This is a genomic window from Polaromonas sp. P1_E11 (assembly GCF_056405995.1).
In genome coordinates this window covers 856,314-876,332 of record NZ_JBFUBA010000002.1, presented here as the reverse complement: position 1 = coordinate 876,332, position 20,019 = coordinate 856,314, and the positions used below count along the sequence as shown (strand labels likewise).

Here is a 20,019-nt window from a genome sequence, read left to right as displayed (position 1 = left end):
CTTTGACGCCTAGTCGTCTTTCGGCGTATAGCGATCAACGTAGTCATTGATGCGCTTTGACTGCGCCTTTGATCCGCCGACGTCGCTACTGGCGGGCCACGGAAGGTTCTCAATCATTCTTTGCTTCTCAATATCAGCGGGGATCGAGTCATTGATTTCGTCAAAACATCCATCCACTAACGCCAGTGTTGTGACCGATAGATCGGAGAGATCGGACGGCGAAACGGCGCTGGCGTCCCGCCTTTCCTTCAACAAGTCGAAGCCCGCTTTGGTTAGCGCTTCTACAACAAGTTCAGAGCAGAACGGACCAGGCAATTCCTTGCGCGAATCACCTAGCGCTGCCGCGCCCAGGACGTGCATGACGGCGGCCGAAACCTTGGGCAACGCGCGACCAATTGCGGCGGCTTTAGCGAGCCTATTGAGTTTCGAATAGTCCAGGCCGTTGTATTTCCAGAGAATGTCAGAGAATTTTCCTTTGAACGCGTCTGACCCATAGTCGCTGGGACGCGAACTCTCCGGTACGCGAAATACCTCGATACGGTCGTATGCTGTGATATCGCAAAACTGATGCCAAGAACCATCGTCATGCACCTCGACCTTCACCAGCGGAAGGCTTGTGTACGCCACTCCGGTTGTCAGAGCCTCAAACAAGCGAAAGTCGCCGGCATAGAGCGCGGCGTGCGAGTATGGGCCGCCGGTCGCCTTCGCTATGAGGTTGCTTCCCATGCCTGGACTCTTGACCAGGAGTACGTCACCTGTATGCAGCATGTCGAGGCGAAGATAGCGCACAAGGAACTCCCTAAGACGGCTAACGTAATGTATACCGCAAGGTCTGCGGTTTAACCTGGCCGCCGAAAATCCGCCAAGTGCTTGTTATTAACAAGACATATTGTCTATTTTGAGTTTCGTTCAGCTCGATAAGAAAAAGACCAAACCCCGCAAACCAATTCTAGGTAGACAGTCTGCCAACCGCCTCCTCCATATAGACGAGCACAGACTAAACAACCGGTTCCGTTGTGTTTGACCATCGCTCCTCGTAACCCGGCCGCGCCTTTGCCTTGGGTGCCAGTCGCTGCGCTGGGTGTCATGTCGGCGGCGGGCGCCAGGCCTGTGCCTGTACGTACCCGGGCAGGATTACACGTCCCGATGCGTCGAGGTTCTAAGCCTGGCGGGCCGAGGGCAATGGGACCAGTCGAAGAAAGTGAGGCGGTGCGTGCTTTACACGAGCTAACGCGCTATGCGAGATTTTTCCCAGAACACTAAGGCTGGAGACCGGCTGCCAATACGTTGGCGAAGCCTGCCAATACGGCGTCCGCGTCGATGGAAGGGTTAGGAGTCGCTTGCAATTCGCCCAGCTCCATCAATGCAAGATGCATGTCTGGCAAAAAGAATGCCATACGATGCACTAGCCTCGTAGATGAAGCCGGCGAGTTCAAGATATTCAAGGTTTTCAGACCGGTATCGGAATAGCGGACCGCCACTCATGCCACCTAGCTCGGATTGGGGCGCAAGCCCGCCAGAACCGTCAGGCCAATATGAGTCCTCAAGATTCAGTTGGATCGCCGAATGATCAGTAGATGCCTGAGCGACCCGGGCTATGAATGACACAAACGGCGTTCCCAGTTTGCCTGATTGCTCGATGCGAAGCCTTCCAGGATACCCACCAAGGATCACGATCTCCGACTCTAGAAGTTGCGTAGGAGGCCACTGCAGTACTCCGTGAGCGGAAACACGAGAACTCGCCAAGAGAATGGGCGATATTTCAAAGGTCGCAAGGTCTAGGCTGGTGTTGTGATCGATTAGATAGTCTTCAAGATTGACTCGAACACTGCCGACCTGGCACTCGATGTCGGCGAATGCTCTTTTGTGCTCAAGGTACTTGCTGTACACATGGCCTGCCGTTACGCAGATTGTCTTCTCACCCGTGTTTATTGCGCAAAGTGTTCCGTTGTGGAGTACGGCGCTCCCTATAGGCAAAGAAGCGCGGGACCACCACAGCGCAGCTGTGGCGCTCTGAGCGATCGCGCGAATATGCGGGAGGTACCCTGACGCCTCAGCGATATCTAGAGCTTGTTTTTGTTGAAACTCCATGGGATTCGTGAGGCGCCTAATACTGATATTCAGCGGCTGCGGCAGGCAATCCGCTGGAATGACTGGTTAGGTTTACGAGTACAGATCCTGAAATGCGGCAGCCAGTTGTGCGACCGCACTTGAGAGCAGCAGCACTAGTCCAAAAAACTGATGGCGGGTTGCCACAAACCTAAGCCACTTGGCCTCTGGGTTAACCACTGTGACCTCCAGAAGAGTTAGAACTCCCAGCGAATAGGCTAGAAATGTTCCGAAGAACTTGCCAGCGCTTCCGGCAGATGGCAACTCGTGGCCTACAGCGGCACCAATAAGCCCACCCAGCGGGATTACTGTACTGGCCCAGAGAACGCCGCCAGCTACCCAATGAACCAAAAATGCTTTTATTCGCTCAGTGGGTGCGACAAGTTCAGAGAGAACCAACAGACCTAGCAATCCATACACGATGCCGACCAAGTTGAGGAGCTTGTACGGCACTAGTTTGGGAATGCTTGCCAGCTCGAGACCCACGAACGCGCCGATCGACAGGAGTACTATAAGAAAGGCAAGAAGGACGGCGGTGCCGGGTCGCATGTTCTGGAGCCTAACGTCAAAGTGACCGGACTACCAACGCGTCTGCGTCGTTAAATCTCAGTCGTTTATGAATTCTTCGAATCTCAGTTCGCAACGTTGCTCCGTCATTCGCAAAAACAATCTGCTCGGCGCCATGCGCATAGCTGTATGTCCCGGAATACTGCACCATGCTCATGTGGACAGTCTTCTTTTGCTCAATGCAGTGATCACATACAACCAGGGCAGAAGCCACATTGCAGAATAGACCACGAATGTCCATGGGATTGGGTCGGACGAGAGAAGACTGGATCCAAGGTAAGCCGTATAGAAGTCGACACTCCAAAGTACGTTCAGCACACCGAGAAGCGGAGCCAACGCCACCACCCACGCCCCGGATGCCTTTGCCCCTTTCACAAATAAGAGTAAAGCGATTGGTGCTGCCGCGCCAACTATGGGAGCCCAGAGTAAAAGTGAATCAAGAGCGCGTAATGGAGAACCCCATCCACCCAGTGCTAGTGCTGCCGGCCAACTCACGAGTCCAATACCAATCGCCAACACGATTCCGACAAGTTGCATAACGCTCATCCCCTTCACCTAGGGCATGGTATCGCACCTGATATCCCGGTCGGAATGGCAATTCGCAGCGGTCGGCTCCCGGTCATGGCGATGTTTTGCAACGCCATCGTGATCTGTGGGGTGTCACATGTCAGGGCTCTGCCTCGTTCTTTCCACAGGATAGAAGCCGCATAGTCCGGCCGTGCCGTCTACTTCTGGTCCACTGTCGTTGCCGGCATCAGTACCTGGCTGATGCTGGGAAATGCGCAGGCTGGCGGTCAAACAGCGGATCAAGCGTGAGGAGCGCGGTTCATAAATTTTGATCCATTACGGGCTACAGAAGACTGCAATGAGTCCAAAGCTGTCATCAAGTATTCTTGGACTGCGCCCGACTTTCCCGGATGGCACGAATGTCTTTGCGTATTGATCTGGGAGTCACCGCAACAACGAAAACCGCCAAGGCAAATTGAAACCAGAAAGCGAGCCAAAACACAGTTGGCTCGCTTTCCAATCGAATCCATCGATTGGCTTTACTGAACTTGATTTCGCCAGTGAGCATCGCATCGAGGCAAACCCATCCCAGAATAAGCGCGAGGCAAAGTCCGGCAATGTTGCCAATCAGGGAAAAATAAGGGCTGTGCCACCAACGTTTCACGATACTGATCCTATGCCCGTTTAGGGCCGATGACGAAGTAGCCTACCAAAGCGTTATGGCAAGCGTCACGACAGCGCCAACAACGATAAGGGCCGCGCAGATCAGCCCGCAGACCCAAGGTTTCATAGCGACAACCGGGTCATCCCGTTTTTTTCTTGTTGAGCTACCAGCACGACAAGAGGGTGCCTACGGCCCATAACGCGTGCGTGACCGGCGCCAAATGAGAGGACGTCCTTGGATGTCCGTGTGGACTAGCTGATTAGGACTCAAAGCGAACTCGCCTTAACCAGGAGAAAGCGGCCTGGTTGATACCAATGGATCATGAAGACGGCGCCTCCGTCGTAGTACAAGGAGACACCGCGGTTGGTATCTGCGCCAGGCCCCACGGCGCTATAGGCTTGCCTCCCTGCAATATCCATCGAGGGTTTGGTGCTCAGAAGCTTGGCAACCGCTTCCTTGTCGAATTTCTGCGGTCGCCATGCAATGCGATCCAGCTTATCCCTCACGAAAGCCTCCTCTTCTTTGGAGAGACCAAGAACGTTCAACGGCCCGGTATCGCAACCCTTCGCAGGTTCGAGTGCATTGCACTTCCACCACTTTTCATCACTTCCATACGCTTGTGCATGGCGAGAGGTTGCATTCTCCGTAGGGCCGGCGGCGAGAGCCGGCACTGCGGCAAGTACGAACACCAGAGCGAGCCAGACATGTTGCATCGTTGAGTCCCAACGTTCAAATTTAGCGGACTAGCCCGCTTAGCTGGTGCAGGCCCGCTTGAATGCAGGGTTGAGCGTCAGTTCGCGAATGTTTTGAGATCATCCGTTGTTCCTCAACGCCAATAAGGCATTCTCTGCATAAGGATGGTCTGCCGTCAACTGCTGACGAACAAACTCCTCCAATGGTGCTGCAACCTGCCCGAGAAGAGAGACGATCACTAGCGCACAGTCAATAGGTATACCAAGCTTGCAATAGGAAACGCCGAATTGATTCTTTGCTGTTCCATCAAAAATCGAGCGCAGCACGGGGACAGCGTTTGCGCCGTAGGTCGCAAGCTCGTGAGTAGCCCGAGCGCGTTCAGCGGGGCTAAGAAGCGCCTCGATGAGCCGCTGTGCTTCAGATTCTGAAAGGTCGTCACGCATGCTGTCTACCTATGACGCTTAACGTCTGACTTAAGCGGACCGCCGAAGACGGGTCCGCTTGAATGAATTGTTAGAGTGCATGCCGAAAGAACTTGTATGCAATGGGTACGGTTATCAGTGGCTGAGCAGCAAGAAACACTAGCAGGTACTTAAAGACTCTCGCTTGGGTAGATCTCCCGCGAAGAATCCTGGGGGGTGTCATGCAGCAAGCAACGATGGACGCTGTCGCAACCAAAATGGCCACTTTGGATATTTCGATGGCAAGGCGCGGCGCGTAGATGCTGCTGCCCGTAAGCCCAATGATTACAAGGAAAAATAGACCAAGAAAAACTCCGATTGCGGCAATCACGATTCGGAGCAGCACGGATAAAGCGGTCAGCCTGGTGGAATCGCGATCAGTCATCATATGCGCTCTAACGTTTACATGATAGGCGACGCTCGGCTTGCCGGGCGACGTCTCTCGATGGAAGGGTTGGCCGGCCTCAGCGCGAGGGTGGTGGAGACGGTTGATTTGTTGCTCTCAATACCGCCGAAACAGCCGGGCCACCTCCGCAGAATGAAGTAACAACTTCTGCAGGTGTGCCGGTGCGAAGACTTTGCGCCTCTCTCAATAGGGCGCTGGCGTCGGTTGGATGTCTGCCCTCTGCTCCCATGGCCCCCTTTCGGTACAGCGCCGCGGCGAGCCCGCTGCGCGCCATCCCATAGTTCATTCGATCAAGTGCCTTTCTGAACTGAGCAATCGCCGCTTCTGCATCGTCCTTTGTACAGAGCAAGAAGGCAGCATAGTTCCCATACGACCACGCAGACTGGGGTTCGTAAGCAATTTTCCGCTTGTATGCTTCGTCTGCCTTCTGGAGCTGCCCGGTGTTCTCGTAGCACCGAATGAGGCCGGAGAATGCAGCCAGCATGGCTTTTGAGTTCTTTGTGCCACTGGCAATAACACTCTGATAGTTGAGCGCGGCTTCATCTAGCTTGCCTTGAGCAATCAAAACATCTGCTGTATTCAGCGGCAGCCATGGGTCCGAGGTGCCTATTGCCTTTGCCTTGGCTAGCGCATCCATTGCGTCCGGCAAACGATTCTGCAGGAAGTACAGGTGTCCCGCGAGTACATATGCTTCCGCGTACCTGGGATTGAGCCTGAGAGACTCGTTCAGAGAACGTTCGGCGGCGGCCAGCGAGGCCGGTGCAACGCGATTGCCGCTGATGTAACCACTCATGATGTGATAGCGAGCGTATTCACGATGGGCGGCTGCAACGTTGGGATTTGAGCGGAGGATGCTGTCAAGCTTGACTCTGGCTGTGTTGAGCACCGACGAATCTCCACGCCAACTGTCGAGCAATGCGACAGCTTCGTCGAGAGTAGCCTTGTAACTGGAGTCGGTGGCCCTATACCCCGAAGCTTGATCCTCGCGCCCAAGACAGGTGGTGGAGAGACTGACTGTTACGACAGCGAGGACCAACAACATTTTCGTTCGGAGGGTCATAGGTTTTTTGTGTGGGGAAAGGAGCAGAGGCCGGTCTTCGGGCCGGCTAACGCAAAAATGACCGGACCACCAACACTCGCGGCGAAGCCGCAGCTTGCTGTTGTGGGCCAATGTCGATTGACATGTTATCTGGCTCCAGGATGAATGCTGGATTGAGCACCGCTCAAAACGTCCCTGACTCCTGCCTCGTGTGCAACGAGCCTCGGATGCAGCCAGAATTCGGCAGCGACCGCACCTCCACCCATACCACCTGGTACGGGCTGGCCAATTTCACGCGATTCAAAGTAGAGGCCAGCGCCATCCGGCTCTGCCCACTCCAAGTCGTCGAGCTCGGCCAAAAGAGTTTGAAGTTGGACCTCGTCGCACTGCACATGTGAGGCTCGCACGACCAAGTAAATTTGGCCGCCCCAATCACCTTCGAGGACGGCAACGCTATTGCGGTCTAATTTGGCCTCGACCAAGTTCGCGTATGAGACGTGCTTCTCGCCAGCCGCCTCGGCCATCAATGAGCGAAGGGGATTCGCGTTCGGGCCTTTGTTGCTGGAGCTCACGGACACTCCCGAGCCAGATAACGTTCAAATTCAGCGGCACCGTTAGGCGTCCGCCGGAATGCAGGGTTAGCCATTTTTTTTCCGAACCCGGACCTGCTCCAGGAATTCTGTGAACATTGCGCGTTGCGCTGGAAAGCGATTCTGCCCTTCCTGAAAGACTGCCTCGGCGGCCTTCAGCTCGCCGAGCTTCATTAGGCACTCTCCTTTGGAGAAAAATGCACTCACTCCAATTGGATTCACTCGTAACGATTCTTCAAAATCGTGGAGAGCTTCGTTGAACCGCCCAAGTTCCATATAGGTGAAAGCGCGGTTGTCGATGGCTTCGTAGAAGAGAGGGAAAAGGTCAATTGCTTGGCCGTATTCGTCAATCGCCTCCGTCCTCTTGCCCTGGTCACCGAGCGCGTAAGCACGCTTGTAGTGCTCGTTCGCTTTACGGACTATTTCCTTGGAGTCTTGACCCGTGAAGGCGAGGTATCGCGGAAAGTCGGTCAACTTGAGGTACTCGACAAAGCCGACGAGTTCTTCCTTTGATGGTGCTTGGTTGCCAATTCGCTCCCACCCCTGCTGGAAGCTGCCAGCATCGATGGGCGCGTGCCATACAAAGACGGGAGCTTGGCGAACGGTTTCAACGGTTGGCTTGGTGAGAACAGGCTTGTACGTAAGGCAGTGAGCCGCAAACGATCCGTCGGGCCAAGAGTCCACGGCGAGGATCATGATGGCCCTCCAGCCGTCCTTGCCTTGTTGAACGATCAAATCGCCAGGTTTTACCGAGAGCTTGCCGCCTCGGGTGGCCGAGTCGTTCGCATACGCAGACTGGATTCCCAGTGTTGAAAGGATGACGGCGCAAAAGGCAATGATTTTTCTGAGCATGACCAGGGTACTCCGGAAATGGCTAACGTCGGACGTAACCAGCGACCATAGAACGACGCGGCGCAACTGCAGGGCGGCTTTTGGCATCCACGTTGACGGACATGTTAGACGCACCTACTGTCACTAACTCAACTATTTCCACCGACATCTCTCCTTCTCGTCGAGATCCTGGGTCGGGCCGGCATCGTGGGTAAAGTCGAAGCGTGTGAGCACAACAAGGAGTTCAAAGGGCTGTTCGCCTTCCGCGCGTACTTGCTTCGGTATCGGACCGAACGGCGAAGACGCACGCACGATTCTCGCCATATGAGAATTGAGCGCCTTGCTTCCGGAAGATTCAAGGATTTCAGTTTCCACAGCCTTTCCCGCACGGTCCAGGGTGACTGCCATCAGTCCCTTTCCATAGATGCTCTTGCCGTTCTCTTTCGGAAAGTTCCTGGTGCCGCAGTCCTCGATCCTTCGGATCAACCGAGCGTGATAAATCTTCATCTCCTCGGTCATCCGCGCCGACGGTGCCAGATAGAGTTTTCGCGAATTGATCATTCGGCGCTCGATCTCGGCGAGCAGGCCCTTTAGCTCCTCGCGGCGCGGCCCATCGTCCATTTGATCGAGCTGTTCCGTGATCCGCTTCCGTAATTTCGCTTGCTCACGCTCCAACTGTTCCAACCTGGAACTGATTTCCGCTGGAGTCTTCTCGGTTCCAGCACGAACAGAACTTGGCAGGGCGCCGGAGGCGACGAGTGCAAGAACAAGCGAGCGGACAAGGAGCATGATGGAGCGTCTAACGTTGGAGTTGACCGGCGGAAAACGGAACGGAGCCCCGCAGGCGCGAAAGACCGTTGACGTCCATGTCGAACAACCTGTCAGGTCGCGGGGTCATCGGTCGCCCCTTCGTTAGCCTCTACGCGCGCGCGCTTCTTCTTGCGTACGAACGACGAAAAGATGGCGTACGCGACCCAAAAGTAGAACAGATGCCCGCCTGACGCCTCCGGTGACCGAGAGGTATACGCTGACAGAAAAAGCGACAGCAAGAGGGCAATCGCAATCAGGATAAAGTTGAGCCCCTTGCTGGAAATGCGTTTGGCGCGCGTGATCTCCAACAGAATCACGGCAGCAACGAACGCCATGAAGGATGCGAGAAGCGGATCGATGTACATATAACTGTCACCTCCAATTGAGTGGTCTAACGTAGAGGCAACCGGCGACCAAGAGTTGACCGCAGAGCTGCCGAATCCTCTTAGGCGTCCGTGTTGGCTGACATGTTAAAAAGCCGCCAACGGAGTCACTTCTTAGTTTCTTCTTCAGCACCGGGAAGTCCGCCTACAGGTCGCCCGGTAGACGCGTCCTCTACCCAAAACTGCACTCCATAGCCAGAAAGACGCTTTCGAACAACATAGCTCTTTCCTTCTTCTGCGTCGAACCACACCGTACTGCGAGCGAAACTGGCGAGGTGCGCAAACTTCAACTTTAGGTAGTGCCTCCCAGGGGCGACAAGCACTTCTTCGGCATAACAATCAGGCCAGTGGAAGCAAGCTGTATTGGTCGATTCATCATCGACGTGGGTGATGTAGAGGCGCTTGTCCAGCCCAGCAAGGAGAGTGCGTTCCCTTTGCGAGTCAGCCGTGATTCGAATTCGCTTTTCTGCTGCCTCCTTCGCAGTCCCTACGGCTTGCGGCGCGCGAGGGGTTGATGCGCATCCGCTAGCAAAAAGCACAACAGCAAGAAGGAGTGGACCGAGTTTCATTGAGTTTTCTCTTTTAACGTAAAAATGACCAGACCACGACGCTTCGTGGCGAAGCAGCCTTCCGCTGTCGCGGGGCCCGTATCGATTGACAAGTTAGCGCTCATTACCAACAGTGATGGCGTGAAGAAGCTCAGGGCGGACCAAAACACGACTGCCGACTGGGAGAGCCGGCTTCTCGAGATATGGCAAGGAAACCACAACCCTCCAAAGCTTGTCGAGGTCTACCTCGCGTCCGCCAAAATTGAAGTGAGTCATGTTGAATTGAGCGAGTGTGTTGAAACTCTCACCAGCGGGCGTCACTACTACGACCTCTTCCTCAATGTTAGACCAGCAACCTTTAGGCATCGGGAAGTCTGGCACCACGGTGAGCCCGATCACACTCAGTTGGAATCGCTCTTCGACGACAAGTAGCTGAACAGTCTCCATGAGGGCTAACGTAGAAGTAACCGGCGCCCACTCAAGGTGACCGCGCCTGCGGCCGGACGCCGTTGAGCGTCCGAGTTGATTAACCTGTTAACCTTCATTTGCCGCAGCCTTTCCAAGTCATGGCCTTGGGCACGAGGAAACCTTGGCAGCAGTAGGTTCGGGCGAACGCGTTCCGTCTCGATTTATTCTTGAGATATCCATTTGACACACTCCCGTTTCGCCATTCATTCGATATGACGACACATACCGTTCACCAGATACGGGAGTGAATGTGGCCGCCAGATTGCAGTGCTGAGTATGGAGGGCCCAGATCGAAAAGAAGCCTTGCTGGATGAGCACCTTTTTCTCGGCTGGAACTCGCGACTCTCCGGGACTTTGTACCTTTCCTCGATCCGCGCAGGTGCCAGAGTCACTGACATACGCGTGACGCGTAGGAACGGTAACCGTCGTTTCGAAAGAAACAGAAGCACTCCGCTCCGATGCAGGAGGTGTGTATAGAGGCGCTGTCGCGACACAGCCAGAAATAAAGAACGCCGCGAAGACGAGCGAGTTTGAGGTTAGATGCAACATCTGATATGAGGATTAACGTTTGACAAGAGCTGCGTGACCCGGCTTGCCGGGGTTTGTCCGGTTGATTGAAGGATTAGGCCGCATAGCCCTGGCTCTGCTCCCATTGGGCAAGATCAAACCCAATGCTTAGCAAACAGGCTCCGGCGGCCTCTCTGAGCGCCGCCCATGACGCATTCTTGTGAACCAGATCTTTCCAAGGAAGTTCAAGGAGAGCGTCAATGTGTTCGCTCTCAGTCTTGAGCACGAGAGCGAAGTGGTTAACTGCCTCTACTACGCGGTACTCGACCTGACTTTGGCGCGGCCCATTGCTGCTGAACTCTTGAACTACCGTATAGGCGTCATTGATTGCTTCGACTGGAAGCAGGTATTCCGCTGATGTGGCGTTGACCATGTATCGCTCCTGGGCCGCGAGCGACGCTAGCACGCAGAGGCGTGACCCAATGGTGTCTGTGAGGTGCATTTATGTGGCCTAACGTTTGAATTCACCGGCCGCCGAAGGCAGTCCAGTGGAATGACTGGTTAGACCCCGTTGCTCTTAATGACGAAGACGACATAAGCCATAGCTCCGAGACCGACCGTAACAAGCGCGTAGGTGGCCCAGGTCTTTGCTGCGTCTTGCTTGGTACTCGGCACTTCTGTCTGTGGATGCCTGTCGGTGAGCCTCAGCAGGACGGCCAGCCCCACGATACTGAGTAATGGCAATAACACTCCGAGCCAGCCTGAGTGGCCTTTGGCCTTAACGTACGCCCAGAACATGGCTACGACGCTCAAACCGGTGGCGTACATCAGAACCGGTGGCGCGCCGCCAGGGCCCCAGACGTTTCCGTTCGTTGATTTCTGACCGAGTACTACGATTGCTGCCGCACAGACAGCAGCAATACCTAGCGCGATGTTTCCTGCCTTCTTGTAGCCGCGAAGCATGATCTCCTCCCTGATAAGGGTCTAATGTAATGTGTACCGCAAGGTCTGCGGTATAACGTCGTCCCTGAGGTATAACCCGGCCGCTGCAAAGCCAACCAAATGCCTGTTATTAAAAGATTTATTGTCTATTTGAGTTTTACTCAGGTCGATAAAAAAAGACCAAACCCCTCAAACCAATTCTAGGCGGGCAGTGTGGTAACCGCCTCCTCAATATGGACGAGCGTGGCCCAAACAGCCGATCCCGTTGTGTTTAACCATCGCTCCCCGAAACCCTGCCCGGCTGCACCCTTGGATGCCAGTCGCTGCGCTTAAGCAACATGGCCAGGCCCCTCATTTTTCCGATGCGCAATCCAATAGGCCAACACCGCGAGCGCAATGACCAGTGCCTGAATTGGAAAGAGGAGTACCCATGCGATTTCGGTGTCCCTGTAGTTTTTCGCTAAGAGGCTGGCCATCCAAACACAGAATGCAATGAGAGCTGCATTCCCCGCGGCGAGGGTAGCAAGCCATAGCGTGACGCTCGCACGGGCCCCCATCAAAATCAACCCGGAGCAATACAAGACGGCAGAGCACCAGGCATAGTTCGCCAAAAAGTGTTTCCACTCAAAGCCCGTGGTGCCAATGAATTGCGAGTAAGCCAGGAATATCGGACCAGGCAGAACAAGAAGCGAAACAATTGCAATGACTCTCATGGCGCGGCCCAATGTTGGAGTTGATCGGCGAGCGGGAGGCGTGTGCGCGGAGCGCATTGAAGCACTTGGGCGTCAGTGTCGAACGACTTGTTTGATGTCATTGCCACTAGTGATTCCTCAGATAGTTCCGGGCAGTATAGATACCAGCCGTCGTGCACAGCCCGCCAACTAACCACACTAGTGCCAGTCCGAACCACGCAAGCCCTAAGGCCACTCCGATGCAACCGCCGGGGGGACAAAGCCTTTCGTTCGCAAGGTGCAACAGTGCACCGCAGAGGATGGTCCATCCTATCCACCCGATCCACAGAAACCTACGAAGCCGGTGCGTTGGGAGTTCGTCTGGATGATTCAAGAATGCGCCAACCGCGAAGCCAAACCCAAAAAGCGCGAGCGCCGGGACGAGCAGAGTTTCCATGGCATCTAACGTTTGACATGAGAGGCGCCTCGCAGCTGGCGCAGCCAGCTGCAAGACGTCCTCTCGATGGAAGGGCTGGGGCTCACCGGACCTCGAACTCGAAAACTACTGGCTCCGCATCTGCAACTGATAGGCGGATGGTGTAGCGGCCCGGTGGGTCGCCAGCAGCGACAGACCATGAGTTAAAAATTGTTCCGTTTTGGGGGGCAACTTCTCGCTCAAGAATGGACGTCCTTTTATCGGCCGAAAATTCTTGAGAACTCCCTGGCGGACTACCCCACATAGTTGGAGCTGACGGCAGAGTGAATTCCTCCCGCCACTTGACCGTCTCTTGCTTTGTTCTTAGCTTCACAACCCATCCGTAGGCTTGATTGATCGACAAGGGAACGGTCTTTGAAGGGGTAAAACTTGCTTTGCCGTCTTCAATCGTAAACAAACCGAACTCTGCTTGCTCGATTTGAACCGACCGGGACGGTACGGGTGCTGTCGCTTTTGAAGTGGGTTGATCGCACCCAACCATAAGAGCGAAGACTAGGAGAAATGAGAGTGGTGCAACTTTGCACATGTGAGCTCTAACGTTTGACATGAATGTCCGCGGGATGGAAGGGTTAGACCGCATTTGAGGCAGGCCCAGAACTTGATGGATTTCTTGGCTGCCAATAGCGCCGAGCTTCTGCGGGCAGGAGAGCGAGAACTCTTTCGAAAGCTTGTGTATCTACGTGCCTGCTCAGTGCAGTAGCTACCGAGACAACGGCATCGGGCGGCGAGAAATTGTGTTCGGGACGAACCGAGCGGACGTCAGCGAGCCAGTCAGCCGGCTCGCCGAAGGGCAGGACAGCTTGTTGTGGGTTCCAATCTTCAATGAAGAGGGCGCGAATCATTGGTGGAAGCACTGCGGCGAAGGCCAATGCCTGGTTCACTGAAAGGCGATGGCGAAAGGCGTGCAAGACACCAACCACCATGTTCCAGGCCATATTCGTCGTAGCCAGACTCGCGCAATCGCGAGCGTCGACCATGAAACGTTCGAACTGAAGAGTTGGATTCTGATACTCAAAAGGCAACGTCATGGTTGTATGCGGTCTAACGTTGGAGACAAGCGGCGCCACAGGCGTCCGCCTTGGGCGACAAGTTAGAGGGCGACTCTGAGCAATCGCAATTCATTGCGATAGTCCTTGAACAACCTCTTCAACCGCTTGGTCGAGGTTGGCGGCGTTCGACGTCGGCGCTTCGAAGAACATCAATACCGACCTGATGGGGCGAGTGTGCTCCACCGTCACGAATGAACGCCCCGAGCTGTCGAATCCCCTGTAAGTTCCGGCAGTGCCATCACTCAAGGCATATATCTCCTGCTTCGTGATTGTGACGGTCACACCTGCCTTGGCATTCGCGTGCTCGCGCCGAATCGACTCTTCGAGGAGCTTCGTCGCCACTAGCCGGGTGCGATCAGGTCGGACCGGCTGTGTAATGCCCATGATCTTCACGTGCAAGCCCAGCGCCTTCGAGCGAAAGACAACATGTTCCGCGAACAATAGGCGAACCTGCACCCAATCCCCGCCAAGGACCAACGAGAAATCAGAGTCGCTGTACGTCACGGCGCTGTTCGCCTGAGAGCAGACGGACAGAATCAGGATGGCTAGGAATTGGCGCATGTTGCCTTTTAACGTAGAAATGACCGGCGAACAGTAGGCGGGCGAAAGCCGGCTGATAGGATGTCCGTGTCGATTGCCAAGTTAGACAGCATGGCGCACATGTGAGTTCGGTTCATTGTGCCTTCCCGCAGCCCAAATCCGTACAACTGAACTCGCACCGCGGGCCAGCACAGAGCGCTGCGTCCGGAGCCACATTGAACATGATCAAAGTTGGGCAGGAGCCAAAGCCCGGCACAAGGCCGCCAGGCAGCGCGGCGACACTCCAATGCTGCGGCCTTCGTTCTCGGACAAAGGCTTCAATCCGATTCTCCAGTGCGCGAAGTCGAGACATCGTGAACTCAATTTGTGCGTCGTTCGGAACGTAGCCCCGAGCGACTTCCTCATAAGTGGCCGCACCAGGCGTCGAGACGATTCCCTGAATGCTCGAAATGCGTCGCTTGCCGATGAACTCCATCGCCCGGGCGAGAGCCACTTCGCTAGATTGCGTGACGCGCCCCTCAGACTGAAATTCAAGGCAGACGCGAATGGTAGCGGAGGAAACGGGCGGGTCTGCATCTGCACTCGCCTGCGCTGATGTGAGCAAGCAAATAAGGGCGAGGCCCACAGTGCGGAGGACGTTTAGGCGCATCTCTACGTGCTGTCTAACGTCGGAGTTGACCGGCACGCAACGCTCGCCGCGAAGCGATGGCCTGATGTTGCGTGTCCGTGTCGGGCGACCAATTAAGTTGAATGCTCATCGTATTACTCCCTCAACCATTTGTTCAAGCTGCTTCGTGCGCTCCTGGGTTTCAGACACCCGGCACTGCTCCTCGGCAATAACACACCAAGTGGTTGGGCAAGACCCTCCCCATTCTGTCTCGATCCGCTTTGCGCAAGAAGCGTCTCTAACCTCATGAATCCAAAGTCGTTGTTCGACGCGAAGCTTATCTTTCTGAGCCTGCGATAGTGACGACATTAACCGCCGATAAACGAGGTTGAGTTCGGCATCCACCTTCTCGAACTCCGAACCCGCTTTCGATTGTGCGCAGTTTCGATCACACTCCGTTTGTCCGAAAGCTCCCGACGCAAACAGCATGAAAAAAAGCGCGGCGTATTTCATGCGACTTAACGTTTGACATGAGGGGCGGCGCAAAGGGCGCGAAGCGGCCTTTGTGACGTCCCCTCGATGGAAGGGTTAGGCATCGCTTGGCCCGGGAAGGAATAGTGCGCTTCTCGGGACGTCGTTGCCAACGCCAAGCCAAGTGCGGTGATGCGCAATGGGCGTGCCGAGCGCCGCTGCGAGCGTTTGAGCGACGTGTTGAACCAGTGCGTTGGACGTGGAGGATGGGAGCGCAGTGTCTTCGCGGAAGATCAGGATTAGCCCAATGTTGAAGCCCTCGGGAACCGTTGGGTCCCACGCCTGCAGTGTTGCTTCCTTGTATGGGCGTGAGATGTTGTACTCGACACCGTCTTTGACGGAGATGCCCCATTCCGTTTCGTTCTCAGCGTCGAAATCGAACTCAGGAAGATCCAGAGCACGCTGCGCAATCTCGCAAATCTGGTCCAGCGAGAGCGGTGACTTAGCAGCCATGTGCTCCATGAACTTGGTATCGGCGTAGTCCATAGGTGTGTCGCTCGCGATGCCTAACGTAATGTATACCGCAAGGTCTGCGGTATAACATCGCGTCTGCGGTATAACCTGGCCGCTGAAAACCCAGCCAAGTGCTTGTTATTGAAAGACTTATTGCCCATTTTGAGTTTCACTCAGGTCGATAAAAAAGGGACCAAACCCCGCAAACCGATTCTAGGTGGACAGTGTGGTTATCACCTCCTCAATATGGACGAGAGCAGCCCAAACAGCCCATTCCGTTGTGTTTGACCATCGCTGCCCATAACCCGGCCCGGCTGCACCCTTGGGTGCCAGTCGCTTTGCTTTGTGTCACGTCGGCTGCGGGCGCCGGGCCTGCCCCTGTGAAAAAACCGCGCTGCCCTGGTTGTCGCTGAGTCACCCACAAGATCTCGTCCCGTGTGAGGACAGGTCACTTGAAGAAAAGGTTAGGCTCACTGGCTCTTGCGCGAGACAAGACGATCGGGCGCTAGCTAGTGGCACCACTGTTTTTCACAGGGAATACCGTTCTTGTCGCCATCCATCTTTGTGCCAGGGCAGTTTTTCAAAAAGTATGTGGCCTCCGCGCAAGAAGTCATCTGGGAACAGTACGTTCGGCTATCGCACTTGAAAGCCGAAGTGTTGGGGGGCAAAAGCTTCGGCGCAGATATCGGCTCGCTTGCCAAGGGCGGTTTTGATGACCAGTCCTCAGCCTGAACGGCACGCTGGGTTTTCAGCCGATTTTGGTATTTTCCATAGCCATACCAGCCAAGCGCGGCGACGATAAGCAAAACGATGATGCGTTGCATAGCTCTTCTTGCCTGAACTGGCGACTAGTGTCGGGGCCGCTCTTTAATCGCTCTAGCAGGCAGAGCCGGGGCTGCATTGACAAGTTTCTTCGCAGACCCAGCCACAGTCAGCAGCATCGTATTTGGGCGGCATTGGGCAAAGTCGAACGCCGCAATGGCGCCTGCAAACTTCCCGCTCGGATCGGGGCAGGCTGTTCAATAGACGGGTGACCTCTTCAGCAGAAAGCCTTCTTGTGACCGAGAGTCTCTCCTGTTGCGGTGGCTCATCTTTAGGTGTCGATGCGCATGAGGCTAGGAGAGTCAGCACTAATAGAACGCTCCATGGGATGGCGGCTATTGCGGCTAGTCTGTTCATGTGTTTCCTCCGTTTCCTGTCTTTGTGTTGTGGGCAATACACTGACTATGCGAACCTGAAAGACTCGAAGCTTCAAACATACTCGCTGGTTCAAATCGCCGCCCCCTCTAATTGAGGGATAAGAAAAACCTCGAATTACCGACATGATCTCGATGAATGTGCAACCGACAGTTCTGATTGAGGCGGAGCACGGAAGGCGGTCCGCTCGAAGGACGGGTTAGAGCACAGTTTGAGTGACCACCGCCGCGATGGGAAATGCGAATGCTGCAAGGGCGATGCAGAGATAGATTCGTCCCTTGGCCGTCGAGGACGGGGCAACGCCCACAAACCAGATCCATCCCCACGCGGCTATGACGAAGATCACTGCACCGGCAAGGAACGAATGTACAGAGCTTGCGCTGCAAGCCCCCCATGTGGCGCCGGCTATAAGCGCACTCGCGCAAGCTACGCCGACGGTAGTTTCGGAAGGCCTTTGCGCCTCTGCCTGTTCTGGCGTTGTGGCGTGTGTTTCCCAGATCAGGCCGGCAACGAGACCGAGCAGGGCAAGAACGACACCCTGGAAGCCACTCAACCAGGGAAACAGATGCACCAGGGCAATCGCCAGCGCGCTACTAGTAATAAGGCACAGCACGACGCGCCAATGCAAGACAAGAAGGATGAGGGAGAGTACTCCGTCGAGATCCATATTGGCTGATGCGACTTAATGTGCCGGAGATGGTGGGAAAGAATCAAAGTAGGCTATTTGGTCGCAGCTTCGCAGCGTACTCTTTGCATTTTCGAAAGTAGTCGCCGGGCCATGCATCTTCCATGGGCTTGCCATTAAAGGTTCTAGCCATTGCTATAAACGTATCCACGTCGCCTGCTTGACATGCGAATTTTGCGTACGCGTTTCTGTTCCAATCGTCAGGGTATTGCCTGATCATGTCTTCGAAGCCCGTTTTCATGAGAGTCCAACTACCGGAGGACATGACTTGGCCGAAAGTGTTGCTGTTTCGATCCAAAACAGACCAGAAAATGCGGGCATAGAGCGCTCTTCCCTCAACCGCAGTTGTCCGTCTAACAGCGTCGGCTGCGAGCGCGTCGAGTTGCGCGATACTACCGCCCCACGCTGGCGACACAGCATCCGCAACGACTTTATAGATATCGTGATAAAGAGGCTCGACCTTCAGCGCCTCCTCATACAGCAATGCGTATTCACCGTCTTTCATGATGCGATGCTTGGCCAAGCTCAGCATCATGACGTACCACTCTGGGTCAATACTGCTAACGCGCTTATGTTTCTCCAGGGTATTTGCGGACATCGATACATATCGAGAAAATTGCCTCCGCCCCTCCTCGGTTACCGTGTTTGCAGTACCGTTGCCTCGATAAAACCATCCGTGTCGAAGCTGAGCCCATGCAAGAAAAATGGGTGCAGTTGCTGAATTCGGATTGTTGGCAACCCAGCGCGAGATTTTTTCTTCGATACGCTGCCACTGCTCATCTGAATTTGCTTTACCTCCCTCGTACATCGCATCTCTGAAATTACTGTAGAAAATCGCGAGATTCCAGCTTCCAGAAGAGGACCGGCTCTTGGTGGTCCGGAACTGAGTTGCCATCTTGTCCAGCGTCGCAAAATCATCCTTCTGGAAGGATGTTTTAACGATCTCAGTGATTTGAGTCGGCGTATATGCAGTGACCTGAGCGCCGGCGGAGGGCACAGGAGTTTGCGCATTTCCGCTCGTGTTTATGAGCATCGCCAAAAGAGTCAGACAAAGAATTCGAACCCACTCTCTCATAAATCCCCCCTCGTTTTGTTGAGGTGAAGTTTAAGGCTAGCGGTTTCGCATGCGAAACGAAATTTGCTTGGAGCGGCCGCAAGGGGTCGCTTTCTCTGTGCTCGAGCTCGGTTCGCCATCGCAATCCTCTGCAATGCCATCGTGATCTCCACGGCGCAGAAGCAGGAACGCCTAAATCCTAGGCTTGCTGGAAATCTTGCTATCAAATTAGGAGAAATCCAGAGCACTGGATTGCGGTTGCAGCGCTTGAGGCTGAACCGGAGAGCACACTTTTAGAGCAGCTAAAAGCCAGTGCCAACAAGTGGCGGAAGCGGTGAGATTCGAACTCACGGAGGACTTGCATCCTCGGCAGTTTTCAAGACTGCTGCATTCAACCGCTCTGCCACGCTTCCGAGCCGCATAGTTTAACCGCTAGTCAGCGGTCATCTGGCTCGTTGGTGGGGCGCTGTCGATAAATGCGGTCTCGCAGCCTGGACAACAGGCGCGCCGGGCGCATCGGCTGCCTTCCAGACCTGGGAATTATTCGCGAGGGCAGGGTACTGCCAAAAATAGAGGGCTGAAGTCCACCTCTTTTTGGTACGCCATTGGTCACTTTGTGACTGTCAAGCAAATAGAGCCAAAAAAACGGACTTATTTCCTGGAACTATTTCCTCTCCGCTTCCTAAACGTTTTTTGGAACGGTGACTAAAGGCGCTGGCGCAGCCATGATTGAAACATTCAGTTACAGCACTTTTAGAGGACACAAATATGACTGCTCAAGCATTCCCCCCCGAGGCGGCAGAGAAGGTTACTACGGCGTTTGTGCATGCCACTGGCGCCCGCTGGTCGTTTCCGCGGGTCGAAGTGCAGGACCGTGGAACCTTCATGTTGATTAGCGTGGACTCACTTTCCCCAGAAATCCAGGAAATTGAGTTACCCGTCAAGAAATCCATTGCACATGCCCTGAACCAGGTCATTCCGGCGCATCCCACGCAACGATTTGGAAACTGGATGGTTGTTTTCTTCCGGGACGGCAGGATGTTCGAAACCGTTCACCCCAGCGAGTTTGAGCTGTAAGGACGTCAGAATGGCCTGCTATATGACTGCTATATATATGAGGCAGCGGCCCGTCGGGGCCAGGGCCTGTCGCCGAAACCCTGTCCGCAGGCGGCATTCACGACCTTGTCCTACACACCGCCAGCCAGCCGCTG

The 20,019-nt window shown here is 54.9% G+C and carries 25 protein-coding genes and 1 tRNA gene; 2 read left to right on the top strand and 24 right to left on the bottom strand.

From position 1 onward, the window contains the following. Nucleotides 1-9: 9 nt before the first annotated feature. From AC1D11_RS11635 to AC1D11_RS11605, 7 genes are all read right to left on the bottom strand, one after another. Nucleotides 10-726, bottom strand: coding sequence for a C40 family peptidase (locus tag AC1D11_RS11635; protein ID WP_477650067.1), 717 nt, complete (start codon nucleotides 724-726; stop codon nucleotides 10-12). Between the two features lie 603 nt (nucleotides 727-1,329). Beyond that, the gene (locus AC1D11_RS11630; RefSeq protein WP_477650068.1) at nucleotides 1,330-2,091 is read right to left on the bottom strand and encodes a hypothetical protein; all 762 of its coding nucleotides are present in this window, start codon (nucleotides 2,089-2,091) and stop codon (nucleotides 1,330-1,332) included. A gap of 72 nt (nucleotides 2,092-2,163) precedes the next feature. After that, nucleotides 2,164-2,658 carry a hypothetical protein gene (locus tag AC1D11_RS11625; protein WP_477650069.1) on the bottom strand — a complete coding sequence of 165 codons (495 nt, stop codon included), beginning with the start codon at nucleotides 2,656-2,658 and terminating at the stop codon, nucleotides 2,164-2,166. A 901-nt stretch (nucleotides 2,659-3,559) separates the two neighbouring features. Further along, nucleotides 3,560-3,847 carry a hypothetical protein gene (locus AC1D11_RS11620; protein WP_477651402.1) on the bottom strand — a complete coding sequence of 96 codons (288 nt, stop codon included), beginning with the start codon at nucleotides 3,845-3,847 and terminating at the stop codon, nucleotides 3,560-3,562. A gap of 266 nt (nucleotides 3,848-4,113) precedes the next feature. Continuing rightward, nucleotides 4,114-4,560 (bottom strand): hypothetical protein, encoded by a 447-nt coding sequence (locus AC1D11_RS11615; RefSeq protein WP_477650083.1) that lies wholly within the window; start codon nucleotides 4,558-4,560, stop codon nucleotides 4,114-4,116. A gap of 99 nt (nucleotides 4,561-4,659) precedes the next feature. After that, nucleotides 4,660-4,983: a hypothetical protein gene (locus AC1D11_RS11610; protein WP_477650084.1), complete on the bottom strand. Its 324-nt coding sequence runs from the start codon at nucleotides 4,981-4,983 to the stop codon at nucleotides 4,660-4,662. A 482-nt stretch (nucleotides 4,984-5,465) separates the two neighbouring features. Then, nucleotides 5,466-6,467: a tetratricopeptide repeat protein gene (locus AC1D11_RS11605; protein WP_477650085.1), complete on the bottom strand. Its 1,002-nt coding sequence runs from the start codon at nucleotides 6,465-6,467 to the stop codon at nucleotides 5,466-5,468. 206 nt (nucleotides 6,468-6,673) lie between these two features. Between AC1D11_RS11605 and AC1D11_RS11600 the strand changes: the two genes are divergently transcribed. Then, nucleotides 6,674-6,844, top strand: coding sequence for a hypothetical protein (locus AC1D11_RS11600; RefSeq protein WP_477650086.1), 171 nt, complete (start codon nucleotides 6,674-6,676; stop codon nucleotides 6,842-6,844). Between the two features lie 240 nt (nucleotides 6,845-7,084). Here the strand turns inward: AC1D11_RS11600 and AC1D11_RS11595 are convergent, their stop codons facing one another. From AC1D11_RS11595 to AC1D11_RS11515, 17 genes are all read right to left on the bottom strand, one after another. Then, complete coding sequence (locus tag AC1D11_RS11595) at nucleotides 7,085-7,888, bottom strand: tetratricopeptide repeat protein (RefSeq protein WP_477650087.1); 804 nt, start codon at nucleotides 7,886-7,888, stop codon at nucleotides 7,085-7,087. A gap of 132 nt (nucleotides 7,889-8,020) precedes the next feature. Continuing rightward, nucleotides 8,021-8,656: a TonB C-terminal domain-containing protein gene (locus AC1D11_RS11590; protein ID WP_477650088.1), complete on the bottom strand. Its 636-nt coding sequence runs from the start codon at nucleotides 8,654-8,656 to the stop codon at nucleotides 8,021-8,023. A 92-nt stretch (nucleotides 8,657-8,748) separates the two neighbouring features. Continuing rightward, on the bottom strand, nucleotides 8,749-9,042 hold the full coding sequence (locus AC1D11_RS11585; protein WP_477650089.1) for a hypothetical protein: 294 nt from the start codon (nucleotides 9,040-9,042) through the stop codon (nucleotides 8,749-8,751). 125 nt (nucleotides 9,043-9,167) lie between these two features. Next, complete coding sequence (locus tag AC1D11_RS11580; protein ID WP_477650090.1) at nucleotides 9,168-9,629, bottom strand: hypothetical protein; 462 nt, start codon at nucleotides 9,627-9,629, stop codon at nucleotides 9,168-9,170. A 93-nt stretch (nucleotides 9,630-9,722) separates the two neighbouring features. Then, a complete protein-coding gene (locus AC1D11_RS11575; RefSeq protein WP_477650091.1) occupies nucleotides 9,723-10,055 on the bottom strand; it encodes a hypothetical protein in 333 nt (110 codons plus the stop codon). 643 nt (nucleotides 10,056-10,698) lie between these two features. Then, nucleotides 10,699-11,016, bottom strand: coding sequence for a hypothetical protein (locus AC1D11_RS11570; RefSeq protein ID WP_477650092.1), 318 nt, complete (start codon nucleotides 11,014-11,016; stop codon nucleotides 10,699-10,701). Between the two features lie 128 nt (nucleotides 11,017-11,144). Continuing rightward, nucleotides 11,145-11,546: a hypothetical protein gene (locus AC1D11_RS11565; protein ID WP_477650093.1), complete on the bottom strand. Its 402-nt coding sequence runs from the start codon at nucleotides 11,544-11,546 to the stop codon at nucleotides 11,145-11,147. A 308-nt stretch (nucleotides 11,547-11,854) separates the two neighbouring features. After that, nucleotides 11,855-12,238: a hypothetical protein gene (locus AC1D11_RS11560; RefSeq protein ID WP_477651037.1), complete on the bottom strand. Its 384-nt coding sequence runs from the start codon at nucleotides 12,236-12,238 to the stop codon at nucleotides 11,855-11,857. 497 nt (nucleotides 12,239-12,735) lie between these two features. After that, nucleotides 12,736-13,089 (bottom strand): hypothetical protein, encoded by a 354-nt coding sequence (locus tag AC1D11_RS11555; RefSeq protein ID WP_477650527.1) that lies wholly within the window; start codon nucleotides 13,087-13,089, stop codon nucleotides 12,736-12,738. Between the two features lie 172 nt (nucleotides 13,090-13,261). Then, a complete protein-coding gene (locus tag AC1D11_RS11550; RefSeq protein WP_477650526.1) occupies nucleotides 13,262-13,720 on the bottom strand; it encodes a DUF2267 domain-containing protein in 459 nt (152 codons plus the stop codon). A 90-nt stretch (nucleotides 13,721-13,810) separates the two neighbouring features. After that, nucleotides 13,811-14,302 carry a hypothetical protein gene (locus tag AC1D11_RS11545; RefSeq protein WP_477650525.1) on the bottom strand — a complete coding sequence of 164 codons (492 nt, stop codon included), beginning with the start codon at nucleotides 14,300-14,302 and terminating at the stop codon, nucleotides 13,811-13,813. A gap of 733 nt (nucleotides 14,303-15,035) precedes the next feature. Further along, nucleotides 15,036-15,401 carry a lysozyme inhibitor LprI family protein gene (locus tag AC1D11_RS11540; protein WP_477651445.1) on the bottom strand — a complete coding sequence of 122 codons (366 nt, stop codon included), beginning with the start codon at nucleotides 15,399-15,401 and terminating at the stop codon, nucleotides 15,036-15,038. A gap of 75 nt (nucleotides 15,402-15,476) precedes the next feature. Continuing rightward, on the bottom strand, nucleotides 15,477-15,905 hold the full coding sequence (locus tag AC1D11_RS11535) for a hypothetical protein (RefSeq protein ID WP_477651444.1): 429 nt from the start codon (nucleotides 15,903-15,905) through the stop codon (nucleotides 15,477-15,479). Nucleotides 15,906-16,381: 476 nt separating this feature from the next. Further along, the gene (locus AC1D11_RS11530; RefSeq protein WP_477651035.1) at nucleotides 16,382-16,696 is read right to left on the bottom strand and encodes an excalibur calcium-binding domain-containing protein; all 315 of its coding nucleotides are present in this window, start codon (nucleotides 16,694-16,696) and stop codon (nucleotides 16,382-16,384) included. A 572-nt stretch (nucleotides 16,697-17,268) separates the two neighbouring features. Continuing rightward, nucleotides 17,269-17,736: a hypothetical protein gene (locus AC1D11_RS11525; RefSeq protein WP_477650717.1), complete on the bottom strand. Its 468-nt coding sequence runs from the start codon at nucleotides 17,734-17,736 to the stop codon at nucleotides 17,269-17,271. A 43-nt stretch (nucleotides 17,737-17,779) separates the two neighbouring features. After that, nucleotides 17,780-18,829 carry a hypothetical protein gene (locus AC1D11_RS11520; protein WP_477651034.1) on the bottom strand — a complete coding sequence of 350 codons (1,050 nt, stop codon included), beginning with the start codon at nucleotides 18,827-18,829 and terminating at the stop codon, nucleotides 17,780-17,782. A 302-nt stretch (nucleotides 18,830-19,131) separates the two neighbouring features. Next, a tRNA-Ser gene (locus AC1D11_RS11515) sits at nucleotides 19,132-19,221 on the bottom strand. A 355-nt stretch (nucleotides 19,222-19,576) separates the two neighbouring features. On the opposite strand from AC1D11_RS11515, the gene AC1D11_RS11510 reads away from it, so the two are divergent. Next, nucleotides 19,577-19,885 (top strand): hypothetical protein, encoded by a 309-nt coding sequence (locus tag AC1D11_RS11510; RefSeq protein WP_477649009.1) that lies wholly within the window; start codon nucleotides 19,577-19,579, stop codon nucleotides 19,883-19,885. The last annotated feature ends 134 nt before the right edge of the window (nucleotides 19,886-20,019 follow it).